Origin of the sequence: Desulfonema magnum (assembly GCF_017377395.1) — a bacterium.
Taxonomy (GTDB): Bacteria; Desulfobacterota; Desulfobacteria; order Desulfobacterales; family 4be13; genus Desulfonema_C; species Desulfonema_C magnum.
Genome location: NZ_CP061800.1, coordinates 1,775,462 through 1,792,671 on the forward strand (window position 1 = coordinate 1,775,462; position 17,210 = coordinate 1,792,671).

The 17,210-nt window shown below is 46.5% G+C and carries 17 protein-coding genes; 9 read left to right on the forward strand and 8 right to left on the reverse strand.

Annotation, left to right across the window (positions count from 1 at the left end):
- Positions 1–11: 11 nt before the first annotated feature.
- Positions 12–1,379, reverse strand: coding sequence for a B12-binding domain-containing radical SAM protein (locus dnm_RS07180; protein ID WP_207681997.1), 1,368 nt, complete (start codon positions 1,377–1,379; stop codon positions 12–14).
- 527 nt (positions 1,380–1,906) lie between these two features.
- Positions 1,907–2,329: a hypothetical protein gene (locus dnm_RS07185; protein WP_207681998.1), complete on the reverse strand. Its 423-nt coding sequence runs from the start codon at positions 2,327–2,329 to the stop codon at positions 1,907–1,909.
- A 93-nt stretch (positions 2,330–2,422) separates the two neighbouring features.
- Here dnm_RS07185 and dnm_RS07190 point away from each other — a divergent pair, with 93 nt between their 5' ends.
- The gene (locus tag dnm_RS07190) at positions 2,423–3,664 is read left to right on the forward strand and encodes an ISAzo13 family transposase (protein WP_246555998.1); all 1,242 of its coding nucleotides are present in this window, start codon (positions 2,423–2,425) and stop codon (positions 3,662–3,664) included.
- Here dnm_RS07190 and dnm_RS07195 read toward each other — a convergent pair.
- Complete coding sequence (locus dnm_RS07195) at positions 3,626–4,075, reverse strand: class I SAM-dependent DNA methyltransferase (RefSeq protein ID WP_207681999.1); 450 nt, start codon at positions 4,073–4,075, stop codon at positions 3,626–3,628. The two genes, dnm_RS07190 and dnm_RS07195, sit on opposite strands and share 39 nt — an antisense overlap.
- Positions 4,076–4,237: 162 nt before the next feature.
- Positions 4,238–4,522, reverse strand: a complete 285-nt coding sequence (locus dnm_RS07200; protein WP_207682000.1) for a hypothetical protein — start codon at positions 4,520–4,522, stop codon at positions 4,238–4,240.
- Positions 4,523–4,550: 28 nt separating this feature from the next.
- On the opposite strand from dnm_RS07200, the gene dnm_RS07205 reads away from it, so the two are divergent.
- A complete protein-coding gene (locus dnm_RS07205; protein ID WP_207682001.1) occupies positions 4,551–5,081 on the forward strand; it encodes a hypothetical protein in 531 nt (176 codons plus the stop codon).
- 91 nt (positions 5,082–5,172) lie between these two features.
- Here the strand turns inward: dnm_RS07205 and dnm_RS07210 are convergent, their stop codons facing one another.
- The 3 genes from dnm_RS07210 to dnm_RS07220 form a co-directional block, all read right to left on the reverse strand.
- On the reverse strand, positions 5,173–5,532 hold the full coding sequence (locus tag dnm_RS07210) for a DUF5615 family PIN-like protein (protein ID WP_207682002.1): 360 nt from the start codon (positions 5,530–5,532) through the stop codon (positions 5,173–5,175).
- On the reverse strand, positions 5,532–5,870 hold the full coding sequence (locus tag dnm_RS07215) for a DUF433 domain-containing protein (protein WP_207682003.1): 339 nt from the start codon (positions 5,868–5,870) through the stop codon (positions 5,532–5,534). The genes dnm_RS07210 and dnm_RS07215 overlap by 1 nt, the downstream gene beginning before the upstream one ends.
- 396 nt (positions 5,871–6,266) lie before the next feature.
- The gene (locus dnm_RS07220; protein WP_207682004.1) at positions 6,267–6,578 is read right to left on the reverse strand and encodes a hypothetical protein; all 312 of its coding nucleotides are present in this window, start codon (positions 6,576–6,578) and stop codon (positions 6,267–6,269) included.
- A gap of 313 nt (positions 6,579–6,891) precedes the next feature.
- Between dnm_RS07220 and dnm_RS07225 the strand changes: the two genes are divergently transcribed.
- On the forward strand, positions 6,892–8,685 hold the full coding sequence (locus dnm_RS07225) for an ATP-binding protein (RefSeq protein ID WP_207682005.1): 1,794 nt from the start codon (positions 6,892–6,894) through the stop codon (positions 8,683–8,685).
- Positions 8,686–9,278: 593 nt separating this feature from the next.
- Here dnm_RS07225 and dnm_RS07230 read toward each other — a convergent pair.
- Positions 9,279–9,557, reverse strand: a complete 279-nt coding sequence (locus tag dnm_RS07230) for a type II toxin-antitoxin system RelE/ParE family toxin (RefSeq protein WP_207682006.1) — start codon at positions 9,555–9,557, stop codon at positions 9,279–9,281.
- Between the two features lie 1,340 nt (positions 9,558–10,897).
- Here dnm_RS07230 and dnm_RS07235 point away from each other — a divergent pair.
- The 6 genes from dnm_RS07235 (at position 10,898) to dnm_RS31170 (ending at position 17,137) form a co-directional block, all read left to right on the forward strand.
- The gene (locus dnm_RS07235; protein ID WP_207682007.1) at positions 10,898–11,659 is read left to right on the forward strand and encodes an arginyltransferase; all 762 of its coding nucleotides are present in this window, start codon (positions 10,898–10,900) and stop codon (positions 11,657–11,659) included.
- Positions 11,660–11,688: 29 nt separating this feature from the next.
- Complete coding sequence (locus tag dnm_RS07240; RefSeq protein ID WP_207682008.1) at positions 11,689–12,567, forward strand: thiamine pyrophosphate-dependent enzyme; 879 nt, start codon at positions 11,689–11,691, stop codon at positions 12,565–12,567.
- A gap of 84 nt (positions 12,568–12,651) precedes the next feature.
- On the forward strand, positions 12,652–13,626 hold the full coding sequence (locus dnm_RS07245) for a hypothetical protein (protein ID WP_207682009.1): 975 nt from the start codon (positions 12,652–12,654) through the stop codon (positions 13,624–13,626).
- 644 nt (positions 13,627–14,270) lie between these two features.
- Complete coding sequence (locus dnm_RS07250; protein WP_207682010.1) at positions 14,271–15,368, forward strand: AAA family ATPase; 1,098 nt, start codon at positions 14,271–14,273, stop codon at positions 15,366–15,368.
- The gene (locus dnm_RS07255) at positions 15,369–16,049 is read left to right on the forward strand and encodes a DUF4276 family protein (RefSeq protein ID WP_207682011.1); all 681 of its coding nucleotides are present in this window, start codon (positions 15,369–15,371) and stop codon (positions 16,047–16,049) included.
- A 194-nt stretch (positions 16,050–16,243) separates the two neighbouring features.
- A complete protein-coding gene (locus tag dnm_RS31170; RefSeq protein ID WP_276571860.1) occupies positions 16,244–17,137 on the forward strand; it encodes a HEAT repeat domain-containing protein in 894 nt (297 codons plus the stop codon).
- Positions 17,138–17,210 lie beyond the last annotated feature (73 nt).

Sequence of the window (17,210 nt, forward strand, 5' to 3'; positions counted from 1 at the left end):
AGAAGCGCAATTTATAACATCGCATATCTGTCAATCGCTTCCTTGTCATATCTTGTCTTCGCAGCACCTGCGCGCTTTACGATATCGCAAGCCTTGTGAAAGGTGGCAAGAATATCTTTTTCAGAGAAATCCTTTAACCGACAAATGGGTTTGTCGGGTATAAACCACTCTGACCAGTCTTCCAATAATATCTCAATACCGTATTTTCCCGGTTGTTCAAAAAAGCGGGTTCCGGGAACCGGGGAAAACATATCCACTGATGCCTCCTGAATCAGATCCTCATTCAGGAGATATTGTAACAGTTCCAGAGAATATTCCGCTTCTGCCAAGTTATCCCCGGGATGTCCGATAATCCAGTAGGTTCTCACATCCAGACCATGTTCCCTGAGTTTGGTGCAGGCAGGGATGATCTGATCAGGGCTGATCTTTTTATTCATCATTTTCAAGACATTGGGAGACCCACTTTCAATACCCATAGCCACGCATTGAATATGGATGTTTTTCATCTCTTTCAGTCCTTGTTCGCTGATGGTATCCACCCTTGATAATACGGCAAATTCCGGGCGCAGCCTCAGCTTTCTCTTTTGAACTTCTCTGCAGAATTCCGAGAGCTGTTCCGATCCGGGATACACCATGCTGTCCGAGAGTCCGACCATGGGGTTTTTGTAAACCCGGTCCAATATCTCCATCTCCTCAATAATACGGGTGACCGGAAACTTCCGGTACTTTTTCCAAAAAGCCCCTTCCGCGCAGAACGCGCAATGAAATGCACAGCCCCGGCTCATCATGCCGCTATTCGTTGATTTCTGAACAAACTCGAAAGGAAGCAGTTCATAATTCGGGGAAGGAAGTTCGTTCAGATTTCCGAGAGGGCGGTCCGGTGTGCGGATGATCCTGCCATTTTCCCTGAATGTGATGCCTTTGACATCATGCAGGTCCCTCCCATTTTCAAGTGCGGAGATCAGATCCAGCATGGTCCATTCCCCTTCTCCGCGAACAACGATATCCACAAAACGCGATCTCATGCAGTCTGTGTCCTGAAAAGTGACATGCACCCCTCCGATCACGGTGATCACCGACTCATTCACCTCTTTGCAGATTTTCAGAATCTCTATGCAGGTCGGATAATCGGGGGTGATCTGATTGCTGACCCCGACCAGAACCGGCTCATTCTTACGGATGAAATCTTCCAGGATTGATCTGATATCTTGCAAATCCCAGTCTTTTTTATAGTTCAGATAATATGCCAGAGGAACGATCTCTGTGGGATATCCGTTGGCTTCAAGAAAGCTTGAAATTGACAGTATTCCGGCAGGACATATATAACCCGCCATTGGTGTTGATATCAGAACACATCTTTTCTGCTCATATCTGCTCATAAGAACTCACTATTCGGTGGATTTTTTTTAAATAAATTTAATTTTATATTAAATAATTTAAAATGGTTACTAATTTATAATATAATATCAGATGTTTATACACAACTATCTGATATAAAATTATATTCATTTTCATGCGCTTTTTACTGTCATACCTCCTGACTGACAAATTCTAGGGTGAGTATTTCCGGATCACAGAGAAAGTCCCGTAGGGACGGTTGAAAATAGCCCGGCAATTCATTGCCGGGTGAGTATTTCCGGATCACAGAAAGAGTCCCGTAGGGACGGTTGAAAATAGCCCGGCAATTCATTGCCGGGTGAATATTTCCGGATCACAGAAAGAGTCCCGTAGGGACGACTGATGATACTTCAGTCGTCCCTACGGGACTCAAAAAAAATGATGCGAATCCATTTTCTATTTTCAGGCGTCCCTACGGGACTGAAAACGGGGGATATCCACCCCGGCTCCGGCAATGAATTGCCGGGCTATTCTCAGTCGTCCCTTCGGGACTCCCCCAAGTTGTAGATCAGCATTTTCTGGCAACAATGACCGCCTCTGTCTCATCGGGTGTCCGTTTTCTGACAGGGTCGGATGTGCTTGTTGAAAATGCAAATGCTGCCACATCAAAACCGATATCTTCCAACTGAGTGATGATTTTATCAATTGAAAAAGCGCCCATATCTATGTTTTCCTTGATTTCCGTGGCACCGCTCTGAGCTTCTATGTGCAGATTCACAGACGCAATGAAAAGATCCCTGGTCTCATCGTAATTGTACTGAACCTCATAATTAAGATCAAATTCATCTCCGTACTCGGAAAACAAAGGGGAATCCGCATCAATGCTTATCTGGTCCTGGTCTTCGTCCTCCGCACGCAGGGAACCGGCTTTCTTGTCCAAAATATCAAAGACCAGAACACCGCTTTTTCGGAGCATCTTAGGAATGAGCATGAAATAATATGCCCATTTTGATTTTTATATGTTAAAAAATTGCGTAATCCTGTAAAGTGTATTTCAAAATCACTTTATCAAAAGGAGATTATTATGCAACCCTATTCCTTAGAAGTAGAAGAAATCATGCGGCGATACTATGAGAGTCTGAATGAAAAAGACCGCCGGCGATATGCCGGTATTGAAGCTTTGAAATTGGGACATGGCGGACAAAATTATATTGCCAAAGTCTTGGGTTGCAGCAGGCGGACTGTGCGCAAAGGAGCGATCGAAGTAAGCGGCCTGCCCGGACACATCGTAGCAAAACAAATTGGAAAATCTCCTGCTGAATCTTCTGAAATACGTAAAAAAGGTGGCGGACGCAAACAGTATCTGACTGAGCACCCTGAAATAGACGAGCAGTTTTTGAATGTGGTGCGTGAGCATACAGCAGGAGATCCGATGGATGAAAAGGTACGATGGACAAATCTGAGGGAGTGGGAAATCGCGGAGGCTCTGGAAAAAAAATACGGAGTAAAAGTGAGTCGTAACATTGTCCGTCAATTGCTCAAAAAGCATGACTATCGGTTGCGTAAAGCTCAGAAACGCAAACCTATGAAAAAAAACGTACCAGATCGCGACGCTCAGTTTGACAATATTTTGAAACTCAGATCAGAATACCGGAAGGCCGGTAATCCCGTTATCAGCATGGATACCAAGAAAAAAGAATATCTTGGAAATTTTTACAGGAAAGGCCGACTATATACGCTGGAGGAATTGCAAGTTTTCGATCATGATTTTACAAGTTTTGCCGAAGGTGTCATAATTCCGCATTGTTTTTATGACCTGCGACTCAATATCGGGTATGTTCAGGTGGGAACAAGTCATGATACCAGTGAATTTGCCTGTGACAGTTTCCGTCATTGGTGGTATGGTTACGGTTGCCGAATATATCCAAATGCCACGTCAGTTTTGATATTGTGCGATGGTGGCGGCAGCAACAGTTCCCGACATTACCTTTTCAAACAAGATTTACAAATTCTGGCGGATGAAATCGGGATTGAAATCCGAATCGCTCATTACCCGCCCTATTGTTCCAAATTTAATCCGATCGAACATCGCCTGTTTCCTCATATTACTCGTGCGTGTCAGGGAGTAATCTTTTCAAGTTTGGAGGTGGTGACTGATCTGATAGCCAAAACACATACCAAAAAAGGTTTAAAAGTCTTTGTCCATGTTATTGATAAAGTCTATGAAACCGGTCGAAAAGTTGCTGAAACTTTTAAATCAGAAATGCGAATTGTATTCGACAAAATTTTACCCAAATGGAATTATCGTGCAATTCCAATAAATTAAAATGGGAAAGTTATTTAATACCGATTCCTTAAAGAAATTAATGAAAGTCGCAGTCAGATCGTCAAAGTTTGTGTTCTCCATGATCGAAAAAGAGCTGCATGTGATCACATCAAATTTTTTTTCAGGCACAAATGATCTCATGTCTCCCCGGATAAGGGTAACGGAAGGGGCATTTTTTTTTGCTTTGTCAAGCATTGCCTCACTCAGATCAACTCCTGTCACATCATAGCCCAACTCTTTATAGATGTTCAGATGGGTGCCGGTGCCGCAGCACATATCAAGCAGTCTGTTCCCGGGAGGATTGTGTTTCCTGATCAGACGGTCAAACAGAGAGACCTGTCTTTCATAATGGTTCCGATACAATATGTCATAAATATCTGTTTGTGAACGGGAGTCGTACATGGTGTACATGGGAGCCTCATTGCATTCAAATATTTGGAAAGAAAGACGGATATCCGCATAAGGATATCCGCCTAACCGGTCATCGGTCAGTTATTTCTTGACTTTGACCTGACCTTTTGTAACAGTTCTGGAATTAATCATCTTTTAAATCACCTCCTTTTTTTGTGAATGTTATACTGCCCCCAGAGCGACCCCCCATACATAGTTGCTTTGCTTCATTAAGGACGCCTTGACTGGCAGGTCGTCTTCCCATGGAAGAAATGTTACCTGTGGCAGGGTATTGCTGTCCGGCTGGTCCAAAGTACTCGCAAGTACCTTGCCATCGGTGCTTGCGTTTCTAATCAATACCGACAGTTCAATTTTAGTCCCCCCGCCTGATTTGGTGTATGTGTATTCCTTGGTCTGTCCCACTGGCACCGTGTCATTCTTCGTTCCGGACAGATTCGTCATTTCCATTGTGAACTTCACATCCGAACCACACTGGTTGTTCAAGGAGAACTTCACAGTTTCGTCAAGCAACCCTGATCCCCCTGGTCAGCCTGCTTTTGCTTATAAAACCGAGGGGTTGCAAGTTACAAAATCGTCATATCTCCCCAAATGCGATAATAAAGATACCAAATCCCGTGCCAGAACCCCGGAAGAGACCCATTTTCTTTATGACGGGCTGAAAAAACAAAAACGCCGGGCGCTCTCCATATTTCGCAATGGCGGAGAACGACCGGCGTATGATAACAAAAAAGGCTTTGCCGAATTTTACAGAGCGGAGGGCACACCTCTCGACAGACAGACAGACAGACAGACAGACAGACAGACAGACAGACAGACAGACAGACAATTATCTGCTTTTTCAGGAAAGTCAAGTTTTTTCTTTAAAATATCGGCAGCGAAACTCATCAACATATCCTTTATTTTCGGAACCTCCAAATTGAGTGTCCTCTCATATTCGGTCTGTCAAGTGTTTTTTTACATATCAGACGAAACTTGCTGCTTTGCATCACATCTGGTGCATCCATAGGTCATTTTCGGGTCCAGGGCTTCATCCTTGGGTGTTTGCCAATCCCTGAAAACGCCTGTTTTCAGGCTTGTTTCACCTGATTTTCAGCATGCTAAAATGGTATCCATTGAATCTGATCAATCCATTCTTCAGCTTCACTCGCTTCCCAAAGCAGACAAAGCGCATCAATAAGTTCTTTGACAGATGTTTTGGGACGGACTTCCAGAATTCCCCAATGACGGCCGCCTGATGCCAAATGTGCATATGTATGGTCCGGCATCGTCGCACGGTTGTCTGTGACAAGTGTGCGTTTGTTTCTTTCAGGAAACAGAAGAATATCAGGATCGGAAGTCCCTAATGACGGCGCATTCTCATCACCGACACGCAGCACATCAATCTCCTTGTCATAACGCAATATTGCAACTTTGACACGCGGTGAAAGGTTTTCATCCAACAAATAACTTATTTTCATCAGGCGTTTTTCTCTTTTAATCTACGGAGCCGCCGAACCACAGGCAAAGGTTCTTTTTCATCATCCTTTTCCATCTGCTGTTCTGTCCATGATGTCAGTTGATTCATATAATCATCAACTTCTTTCTTATTGTGCAAATAATATGTCAGAGTGGCATACACGGTTTCGAGACTCACTCCCGGAAATTCCTGAGTGATTTGTTCGGGAGAATAACCTTCATGATAGCTTCGTACAATATGTTCGATTCCGATGCGAAAACCTTTCAGCCGTACAATTCCGTTTCCTATTACTTCATAATGTTCTTTGAAATTTAAGGGAGTCAGTTTCAAACTCATCATTGTCTCCTTTATCATCCACCGGCGATGGTTCAACAATCGTCAGGTTGCAGACAACCTTGCAGACAGACAATTGTCTGATTTTTCAGGAAAGTCAAGTTTTCTCTTTAAAATATCGGCAGCGAAACTCATCAACATATCCTTTGTTTTCGGAACCTCCAAATTGAGTGTCCTCTCATATATGGCAAACAAATAAGTCAGTCAAGTCTTTTTTTGCATCTCAGACGAAATTTTTATGAAAAAGAAAAATCGCCGGATTGAGCAGCATCCGTCAGAACATGACAAACCATTTCAGAATGAAAAATTTTTTCTGCTTTCTCGCACATCCTGAACGAACTGACTGTCATCTGATTAATGGCTGATGAACTTTGCGGCTTGTCAAGAAAAAAATAATTCCCATCATTTTTCCTGCATGGGCACTGGTTCAGTTCCATGGGAGTCCCGCCCCGGAGTGCAAAGCTTCGCTTTGTGCGGGTCCGGGACAGCGGCCGCGAGGGGACACACAAAGCGAAGCTTTGCACTCCGGATCGGCCGGTCCGGGAGGTTGAACTGAACCAGTGCCCCGCGTCGGTGGGACTGTTTTCCCATGCCTTGCAAAAATATCTGGATTCCATAGGATTTATATGGTATCATATAAATTTTAATATTGGAATTTAAATATCCGACCATAAATTTTCTGGCGGAAAAGATGCAAAAAACCGCTGCGCTCAATTTTTGCACTCCGGATGACTTCTGAAAAGATGCAAAAAACCGCTGCGCTCAATTTTTGCACTCCGGATGACTTCTGAAAAGATGCAAAAAACCGCTGCGCTCAATTTTTGCACTCCGGATGACTTCTGAAAAGATGCAAAAAACCGCTGCGCTCAATTTTTGCACTCCGGATGACTTCTGAAAAGATGCAAAAAACCGCTGCGCTCAATTTTTGCACTCCGGATGACTTCTGATCGGGTACTTATCCGAGCATTTGCCGCCAGTTTCGCCACCCTTTCAGCGCCAGCACCTTCACGACTGGGGAGGAGGAGGAATGAATACGAAAAACAGCAGATGGATCATCAGACCCATCGTGCCGGAAGAGGTCTATACGGACCGGGAGGAGTTTCTGGAATACTTCCACAATGCCGCGCTTGCCGCGGCAAAACGGCGGACCATGTCCACGGTCCTGCTCGGCCAGCGCCGCATGGGAAAGACCGAAATATTCAAGCGGGTGGTCAACCGGCTCTTTTTCGGGCAGGACCCGCAGGACCCGAAAGCGGTTGTGCCGGTCTATTACAGCTTTCCGGATGCCCCCATGGAAAAAAAGGAGTTCGCGGCGCACTATTTGGAGAACTTTGTTCGCCATTATGTGGGATTCCGAACGGGCAGGCCGGATCTGGTGCGTGACAGCCCCCAGGGGGAGGAGCTGATCTCGCTGGTGGAAGAGGTCAGGTCGGCGTTTCCCTTCACCAGAACGCTTGACCTGATGATCAGGAAGTACAGGGCCGTGGCATCGGGGGTCACGCTGCCGCAAAAGACCGCGCTGGAGACCCCCCGCAGGATATCGGACATAGACGATTCCACCATCGTGATGTTTCTGGACGAGTTCCAGAACACCCGGCTCCCCCAGTATGGTTTCGACATCGCGGGATTCATGCAGGAGGCGGTCGAGTCTCCCACATGTCCGCATTTTGTCACCGGTTCGGCCATGAGCATTCTGACAAAGGAGATCATCGGCAGGGGTTCCCTGTTCGGACGGTTCGACGCCGAGACCATTGAGGCGATGTCCGGTTACTGGGGAAAGGAGCTTGCCTCAAATGCCGCACGATATCATAAAGCCGAAATTTCCGGAGTGATGGCCCCGGTGGTGGCGGAACGATGCGGCGGGAACCCGTTTTACATCAACGCGGTTGTCAGACAGGCCGCGAAACTGCGGGAACCCGTCTCCGATGAGAAAACCCTGAACAAAATTCTTGCCGTGGATGTCACCTCCGGCTTCATATGGGGTGAGCTGAACGATCAGGTCACCCGCTGGATCGAACGCATCAACGACCATAAGATCACCAAGTGGATTCTCTATCTTTCCGCTTTGGAGGAGAACGAGGAGAAAGATAAGAAGAACCGTCTGAACCTGGAACGGATCCGGGAAGAGGTGAAGAGGCGGGAAGGCACGGACGTGCCCCTTGAAACCATCAGGGATGTGCTGATCAGATTGTCCCGGGGAGACCTGCTGGAATATCTGGAGATGGGGGACTGGTTCCGAAGGGTGAAGGACCCGATCCTTCTGGAGTTTCTCAGGGTCTGGGGACGGATAGAGGTCGAAGGGCATGAGCAGCGGCGGGTGCAGGAGGAACTGGTGGAGGAATACGGAACCTACAGGCGGAGAATCAGCGAATACAAGGGATACCTGGCCGAGGTTCATATGAGCCAGATCCTCCTGGACAGTCAGAACAGAACTTTGCCGGGGAGATTTTTCAACAGCCCGGAGGACGTGGAGATGCCCTGGCGGTTCTTCTACGTCCGCCATCGGATGCGTATCGGCTCGGGAAAGGGAAGGGAGATTGATCTGCTCGGGGCGGCCGGGTCTGAGAAGTGGGTGTGTCAGAGCAAATGGGTCACGGGCGGCAAGATCGGTGTCCGCGTTCTGAGGGAACTCACGGCCCAGGCCGATATCGTCAGGAAGGATATGAATCCCCGGGTGATCCGCTTATGGATTTTCGCACATGACGGGCTGAGCGGACCGGCCAGGAAATTTGCCCAGGAGAACGGCATTCTCTGGTCATCCCGCAAGGAATTCGACGAGCTTCTGGTTCATCTGGGGCTGAGGCCCCTGCCGGATTTGTAACACCATATCCGGAAGGAAAACCTGTATGCAGGGCTTTTCAGGAAACAGAATCCCATAACGCCCTTTTTGATGCCGAAAAGCGCGATACCGACCCTGAAAACGCCTTTTTTCAAGCTTGTCTCACCTGATTTTCAGCATGCCCCGATAACCCGCCCAATAACTTCCAGCCTTCGATGCATTAGCCTGGTTGTGCCGCACACTCAGACCAAGGCTTAATCATCTTTAGTTCCGGGCCAATATTCCGCTCTGCAACTTCAATATCGCGGGCAACCTGGGCGCGTAATCAGTAGCCGTTTGACATTCCGAAAAACCGACACAGTCTTAAATCCGTATCAGCGGTTATCCCACGCTTACCTGCGACAATTTCACTTATGCGCTGGGCCGGAACTCCGATTTCCGGTAATGTTCTAAAAGTGGAGCTAAATTTTTTAACCCTCTGAATCAATTTGGCAAATATCGGAACAAGTCCAGTTTTAGAACACCACCCGATTTCCTTTGCCAAACGATACTGACTGAGTCCCATAGGTTTTAAGAATTCCTCCGAAAGTATCTCGCCGGGTGTAACAGGATCAAGCTTGTTTATGACTGACTCCTCAGTGATAATCAACGATTTCAATATTTTCTGCATACGAGTCGTTCCAATGAAAGCAGATACGCCACTGATCATTGATACGAATACTGTATTGACCAGCACGATCACCTTTAAGTGCCTCAGGATGATTCATAGGCGGTACTCGCAGATCATTAAGTCGGACGGCAATTTCAAGCTGTCTGAGTTTGCGCCGCGCAACTTTGGCGATTTCTGAGAATTGCCTTAGGTTTTGGCCATTTGAAAGCGATTTGGTGTATTTGCACTTAAATGATTTTATCATAAGTACCTGATCAAAAGTTTTTTATACATATTTTTTTCTGTGAACGGCGGAGAAACCCGGCTTTTTCCTTTACGGGCGGCGGCTCATTCCGGGAAAAAAGCCGGGTTTCTTTCCCGTGCGAATATCGAAGACTTATGGTTAGGTACTTATTTGCGGATAATAACTTATCCCGTGATTCACGTCAAGCGTGATTATAAAATTTCCCAAGGCACAACGACGTGATATTCCAGTTAGTGATTCTATCCGGAGACAGGTTCCTGACGTGGGGAAGTCAGCGATATTGCATTGGGGGGTACATTGGGGTCGTAATTGGAAAACCAATAAAATTGTTCAAAATGCAGGCGTTTTCAGGGGCTATATCGCATTTTTTGCCGTCAAAAAGGGTGTCATAGGATTCTCTCAAAGCTGAAAAGCCTCCCGGTTTAATGCCCGGCGGACCGGCCCGGTTCCGATCCCATGGCTCCCGCACCGCCCCCCACATGGATTTCATATAAGAAAAGGATTGAATAACCCTTCTTATACAGAATCCTTGTGGCGAAAAAGCCCGGCCCCCGCATCCTCCCGCACCGCCCGCCACATGGATTTCATATAAGAAACAGGATTTATAAGAAAAGGATTGAATTCCCTTCTTATACAGAATCCCTGTAGCGAAAAAGCCCGGCCCCCGCATCCTTCCGCCCCGCTACAGGGATTTCATATAAGAAACGGATTCAATCCCCTGGTTTTAACGGATTTTGTTGATATTTTTATCTTCCCGGAACTACAGGGAAAAAGTATAAAAAAGGGAAAATGCCCTGCCAGAGACACGGCCTGACCCGGAACGGCATATGCGGAGAGCGCGTTTCCGAAGTGACGACCCGGACTGCTGAAATTATATGACCTTCTGAAACAACTGAGACGGATAAAAATTTTGCTGAAATGCTATTTTAAATTATTTCAGATGTTTGAAATTTTTACATCACTTTGGGAAGCGCGCTCGCCCGCTTCCTTTTCTTATACTTTTTCCTTGTTCAGTCAGATAAAACATAAACAAAATCCGTCAGAATCAGTCAAATTTTAATTTTCCAATTCTGTTTTACCAACAATTCAAACAGGTAAATACACCTCTTCCCCTAAATAATCAGGGGAAATAACACATTTGGACTTTACAATATTCCGCGACATTGATAAATTTAAAAAATTAAAATCAGGCGTCCGAAAATCCAGAGGAACAATCCCCCGGCTGATACCGGGGGATTCCGCTGTTCACACAAAAAACAATGCGTTTTCAGGCTGAAAACAGCCTGGCCCCGCCTCAGTCAAATATTGCAGGGGTTCTGTTATCATTAAGGAGAAAGAACATGCTTTCCGGCAGCAAAGACAAGGGAAAATGTTTACCCAATAAAAAAAAAACAAAACTCAGTGGTTCTTCAATTAAATTGGATCAGGTAAACAGCTTTATTTCCCGTGGGAAATGTCCGTATTTCTCATCTCGTCAGAGTATTACCCATGCTTTTTCAACTGAGACCATGCACCCCGGAGTTTACGAAACAATCATCAGTTCAGGATTTCGTCGCAATGGTTTTTATTTTTATAAAAATCTTTGCCCAAATTGCGATTCCTGTATCCCTGTCAGAGTTGACGTTCAAAACTTCAGACCATCCAAATCTCAGAGAAGAATTCTCAGAAAAAACAGCGATGTAAAAATAATTCGCCATGCAGTCTGTTTTGATCAGGAGGGATTTCTGTTATATCGCAAATATTGCGACCAAAGACACGGAACTGTTGAAACAGAGGAAGATTACATACGATTTTTAATTGAGTCGTCGGTTCCCACAGAGATGATGCGGTATTATGCGGGAAAACAACTGATAGGGATCGGTTGGACAGATATTTTATCCAATTCATTAAGCAGCGTTTATTTTGCATTTGATCCTGATTGTTCATTCCGAAGCCCGGGCGTTTTTTCTTTGTTAAAAGAAGCCGAGCTTTGCAAGGCATTGCAAAAAAGATGGCTCCACCTCGGTTTTTGGATAAAGGATAATCCCAAGATGTCTTATAAAAATCAGTATAAACCCTGCCAATTTCTCATTGACGGTGTTTGGCAGGAATTACCAGATTAAAATTATAATATGAAGGAGATGACCAAACCATGACACAATTCAACATACCGGACACGGATTATATGTATCCGGGGCATGTCGGATGTCCCGGATGCGGTGCGACCATTGCCATGAAATTTGCTCTGAAAGGCCTGGGGGATAAAACCATAATGGTAATTCCTGCCTGCTGCTGGGCCATTATTGCAGGGCCTCACCCTCAGACCGCTTTGAAAGTGCCCATTCTGCATACCGCGTTTGAAACTGCGGGGGCCGCGTCCAGCGGGGTCAGGGCCGCGCTGGACATGAAAAACGATACGGAAACCACAGTGGTGGCCTGGGCAGGTGACGGCGGCACGTTTGATATCGGATTACAGTCTCTCAGCGGGGCTGCGGAGCGAAACGAAGATTTTATCTATGTGTGCTATGACAATGAAGCTTACATGAACACGGGTGTCCAGCGCAGTTCATCCACCCCTTATGGTGCCCGGACCACCACAACCCCGGGGCAGGACTGGAAACAGACACGGAAGAAAAATATTGTGGAAGCCCTGGCTGCCCATCGTATTCCTTATGCGGCCACGGCCAGCATAGCCTTCCCCGAGGATATGATACAGAAATTTCAAAAAGCAAAGGAAATGAAAGGCGGGACCAGGTTCATTCATGTTTTTGCAACCTGTCCTTCGGGCTGGCGTGTTTCATCTGAAATGTCCGTTAAGATCGCCAGACTCGCGGTTCAGTCCAATTTTTTTCCCTTGTATGAAGTGGAACACGGCGTAAAATACAGCCTCAACTACAAGGGGGACCGTCCGGTGGAAGATTATTTGAAAGCACAGGGCAGGTTCAGACATCTGACAGATGCGGATATTAAAGAAATTCAGAAAATGACGGATGAGGATTTGGGGCTTCTGATGCGAAAAGCGGAAATATGAAAGTTTCGTATTTCCCAAAGATGCGTGAGTGACATGCCCGTCAAATTAGCCAGCCAGAATCAGAAATATAGGAGTAAATGACAGTTGACTGATAATATGAAATGGAAGAATGCATTGCTGTCGTCAGGTATGCCCTTGGAATTGGAAGCGGCAAAAATACTGACAACAAATGGTTTTACTGTTCATTCAAATTATAAATATGACCAGGGGGATTCCAGGTTTGTCAAAGATATCTCTGTTGACTTGCACGCCAAAGCATACCCTCCTTTTTCTGATTCAGACGGCATTACCGCACAGGTAGAACTGCTGGTCGAATGCAGACAAAGGCACTCGGACGCGACCTGGCTCTTCCTTCCTGATCTGAATAAACCGGATTTTTCTCCGGTCACATTGGGAAACACCCTTCGGGTGATTGACAAGTTTTCCTCATATGTCATTGAATCCGACGCGGCCGTTGCCTTTGATGCGGACATGCCGATTTGTCAGAAAGGGCTTGAAATAGATATGGTAAAGGGCGATGCGGATGAGTCCGCGTTCAGGCACGGCCTTTCACAACTGCAATATGCCCTTCCCCGGCTCCTGACAGAAAATGTGCTGTCTTATATTGAGGTTCAGCCTGATAAAAACATCCCTTTTCTGTTCTGCCCTGTTTTCCTTACAAATTCACAATTATTTGTGCTGAATAAGGACACAACCTCGGAACAGATACAGGCATGTTCCGAAATCAGGGAGATTGCCACTGAGTCCCCCTGTCTGGTGATGTATCTGGATTACACCCGGGATTTTGAATTTCAGTGTATAAGTGAAGTCTCCCGACTGAAAGGGCTTCAAAGAAGTGACAAGGCCATGGTGATTGAGCGAAAGAAAGCCAGTTATTACGAAACCCGGTTTAACCTTCCGTTTACCATTATTGAATCGCTTATTACAGCAGACCGCTATTATCTGAATGCGTTTTTCACCCAGTTTATCATATGCACGAGTCATTATTTTCCAACGCTTGTGAATACAATTAAAAAAACAGCAGAATCTGCACTGGAAACACGGAAGTTAATTAAATAAGTACCTGTGCAAAAGTTTTTAGTATTTTCCAAGCTGAGAATAAGCAAACAACAGGCAATGAGATTTATAAAAAAATATAAAAAACTTTTGGTGAGGTACTTAGCAGGGAAAGGAGTGCCAAACTTACAGTTTGGCAGAAAGGCCCGGTTTGAAGACATCGGAAAGAATGTAGGGTGGGTGCAGCGAAGCGAAACCCACCGTTTGCGATGTCTGTAAGTTGATCTCGTTCCCACGCTTCGCGTCCTGATTCCGCTTGTCGTCCGGGACGCATTGGGATACCACTTTGGATAGTCTGTCCTGTATAAACTTACAGAATTATAATGGCCGCCGTCCGCTACAAGGATGCTGTATAAGAAAAGGATCAGCGAGACTGCGGGAGGAGTGCGGAAATGGAGCCGCTAGGCGGAATTTTCGCATGCTGGTGAAATGCGAAAATTCCGCCTAGCGGCTCCATTTCCGCACTCCTTTTTGCGAGGCATCTAATTACGAATCTAACCATAAGTTTTTCAATATTTATTTATAAAAAACAGTGAACGACGTCCCCAGTCATAAGCTGCGATACATCATCCGCCAATTTGGCCGTGTGAAGGATTTCAGATGTATTGCCTGACGGGGCAGAACCAGAGAGCCGGGAGGTATGAGACATGAACAAACTGATCAGGCTTGATGTCCGGGGATTCAAATCAATTCGTGCATTGAATGATCTGGCCCTGGGGCCGATAAATATCCTTATCGGTGCGAACGGTGCGGGGAAATCGAATTTTGTCTCTTTTTTCAAAATGCTGAACCAGATGACGGACTCACTCGGGAACCTGCAATTGTTTGTCGGAAAATATGGCGGCGGACACAGCCTGCTTTACGAGGGGACTGAGGTGACATCTCGAATGAAGGGGAAGCTGAGATTTAAGACGGACGCGGGCATTTATGATTATGAGATGGAATTGGCTCACGCAGGCCCGGATACCCTGATTTTTGCGGATGAGAAATATCGGTTCTCCGGGCGGGACTCTGTAAATGAGGTGTCATGGATATCTCCGGGCCCGGGTCATCGGGAATCAGGTCTGCTTCTGGATGAATCAGAGGCTGCCGTGAATCTCCGACATCTCTTAAACCGTTGCAGGGCATACCAGTTTCATCATACCGGGGACACTGCCCGTATCCGGCAGCGGTGGCGTGTCGAAGACGGATGGGAGCTGAAGACGGACGGCGCGAATCTGGCCCCTTTCCTCAGAAGGCTTGGCTGTTCCGAACCAAAATATTACCGCAGAATTGTCGGGACAATCCGGGAGATTGCGCCTTTTTTTGATGAGTTTGTCCTGGAACCGGACAACGGCCATGTGATGCTTCAGTGGAAGGAGCAAAATTCTGATCTCCTTTTCGGCCCGCATCAGGCATCTGACGGGATGTTGCGGATCATGGCTCTGATATCTCTCCTGTTGCAGCCGGAACCGGGGCTGCCTTCGGTAATGATATTGGATGAGCCTGAACTCGGGCTGCATCCTTATGCGATGACAATTGTTGCAGGGCTGATAAAAAGCGTCTCCGTTCATACGCAGATCATATTGGCGACCCAGTCCGTGACGTTCATTGATCTTTTCGGCCCGGAAGATATCATTGTGGCGGATCGGCCCGGGAGGGAATCGGTGTTCACGCGGCTTGATCCTGCTGAACTGGAGGACTGGCTTGATGAGTATTCGCTGGCCGAACTTTGGGAAAAAAACGTCATCGGGGGGAGGCCTTAAATGATCCGATTGCATATCATTGTCGAAGGTCAGACCGAGGAGGCTTTTGTCAAAAGGGTGCTGAGAGATTATCTCGGTATGTTCAATATTGTCACTGATGTCCGATGTGTGGAGACAAGCCGTAGTTCAGGCCGGATTTATCGGGGCGGCGTGATTGATTATGGCCGGGTGAGAAGGGATATTATGCGCTGGATGAGGGAAGACCGGAACAGAGATGCCTGTTTTACCACCATGTTCGATCTGTTTCGTCTTCCAGAAGATTTTCCCCGGTTTGCAGAGGCGATGAAATATAAAAGTCCTTACGAGCGGGTTTCTGAGATAGAGAGAGCTTTCAGGGAAAATATCGGCGATTATCGTTTTATCCCTTATATCCAACTGCATGAGTTCGAGGCTCTGATTCTTTCTGATCCGTCAAAGTTTGAGACGGAGTTCGTTGACCGGGATAAGGCCGTCAGGAATCTTGTGAAGATGTGTTCGGAATTTGCCTCTCCGGAACTGATTGATGACGGACCTGATACGGCTCCTTCAAAGCGGATAATAAAAGAGCTTCCCGAATACAAAGGCAGGAAGCCTTCTGCGGGACCCCGGATAGCCCGTGAAATCGGAATAGAGGCGTTATGGAAAAAATGTCCGCATTTTCGGGAATGGCTCCATAAACTTGAAGCATTGGCGAATGGTTGATAAGTTCACGGATTGCATTTGATAAGGATTGATAATTTTTGTTCTCGCTACAGGGATTGTCTATAAGAAGAGGGATTTTTTCTACGAAACAGTGTTGGAAACTCGGCCCGGCAATGACGGAAAACAATCCCTTTCTTATAGATAATCCTTGTAGAAAAAAAAATACTGAAACCAACAAACCATGAGAGATTATTATGACCCCAGCTTACACATATCCCACAGCAAAACTGCTGAAATACGGAGATTGTCGCAGTTTTATGAAATGGCCGGATTATCTGTCGGAATTCGGTTTCACAAGTGAGCATATTCCGGAACTGATCAGGATGGCAACAGATAAAACGCTCAACTGGGCAGGTTGCGACAGTTCGGAGGTCTGGGCTCCCGTTCACGCCTGGCGAGCCCTGGGACAGCTTCACGCAGAGGAGGCAACTGAGCCGCTGATGTCCCTGCTCCATGAGCCTGATGACGCGGACTGGGCCAGAGAGGAACTCCCGATTGTTTTTCAGATGATAGGACAGAAAGCCGTTCCCGCACTTGTCCGCTATTTGGCAGAAGATTCCCACGGAACTTTTCCCCGCATAGCAGCAGGCCGCAGCCTGAAACGAATAGGAAATGCCTTTCCCGAGGTCAGAGAGCAGTGTCTGGAGGCCCTCGGAAAGCACTTGGAGCGTTTCCGGGATAACAATCCGACATTAAATGCCTTTTTAATCAGCTGTCTCACTGACCTCAGGGCGATGAAGCTGCTGCCTCTTATTAAACAGGCGTTTGACAGCGACAGCGTGGATCTGATGGTTGCAGGAGATTTGGAAGATATTGAGATCGAGTTCGGTGTGAGGAAACAGCGTTCCGAACCCCGGCCGTTAACCCCGCTGCAAAAAAGTCTGGGCCCCATACTGGAACAAATCAAAATTCGGCAGGAAGCGAAAGATCGAATTCAGATGAGAAAGAAAGACCGAACTCAGCAAAGAGTGAAAGATCGAATTCAGCAAGAAACGAAAGGCCAAAAAATTGGCAGAAACAAACCCTGTCCCTGTGGAAGCGGAAAGAAATACAAAAAATGCTGTCTCAACAAACAGGGGGTCTCTTAAGTATCCGATTAAAATACTACAAATATGCCGCCCCTCCGGGGCTTTGCCAGCCTCCCCTGAATCCCTTATAATC

Bases quoted from the DNA above. Each gene is read 5' to 3' on its own strand.
- dnm_RS07180 (WP_207681997.1), bottom strand. From the start codon at position 1,379: ATGAGCAGATATGAGCAGAAAAGATGTGTTCTGATATCAACACCAATG.
- dnm_RS07185 (WP_207681998.1), bottom strand. From the start codon at position 2,329: ATGCTCATTCCTAAGATGCTCCGAAAAAGCGGTGTTCTGGTCTTTGAT.
- dnm_RS07190 (WP_246555998.1), top strand. From the start codon at position 2,423: ATGCAACCCTATTCCTTAGAAGTAGAAGAAATCATGCGGCGATACTAT.
- dnm_RS07195 (WP_207681999.1), bottom strand. From the start codon at position 4,075: ATGTACACCATGTACGACTCCCGTTCACAAACAGATATTTATGACATA.
- dnm_RS07200 (WP_207682000.1), bottom strand. From the start codon at position 4,522: ATGGAAATGACGAATCTGTCCGGAACGAAGAATGACACGGTGCCAGTG.
- dnm_RS07210 (WP_207682002.1), bottom strand. From the start codon at position 5,532: ATGAAAATAAGTTATTTGTTGGATGAAAACCTTTCACCGCGTGTCAAA.
- dnm_RS07215 (WP_207682003.1), bottom strand. From the start codon at position 5,870: ATGATGAGTTTGAAACTGACTCCCTTAAATTTCAAAGAACATTATGAA.
- dnm_RS07225 (WP_207682005.1), top strand. From the start codon at position 6,892: ATGAATACGAAAAACAGCAGATGGATCATCAGACCCATCGTGCCGGAA.
- dnm_RS07230 (WP_207682006.1), bottom strand. From the start codon at position 9,557: ATGATAAAATCATTTAAGTGCAAATACACCAAATCGCTTTCAAATGGC.
- dnm_RS07235 (WP_207682007.1), top strand. From the start codon at position 10,898: ATGCTTTCCGGCAGCAAAGACAAGGGAAAATGTTTACCCAATAAAAAA.
- dnm_RS07240 (WP_207682008.1), top strand. From the start codon at position 11,689: ATGACACAATTCAACATACCGGACACGGATTATATGTATCCGGGGCAT.
- dnm_RS07250 (WP_207682010.1), top strand. From the start codon at position 14,271: ATGAACAAACTGATCAGGCTTGATGTCCGGGGATTCAAATCAATTCGT.
- dnm_RS07255 (WP_207682011.1), top strand. From the start codon at position 15,369: ATGATCCGATTGCATATCATTGTCGAAGGTCAGACCGAGGAGGCTTTT.
- dnm_RS31170 (WP_276571860.1), top strand. From the start codon at position 16,244: ATGACCCCAGCTTACACATATCCCACAGCAAAACTGCTGAAATACGGA.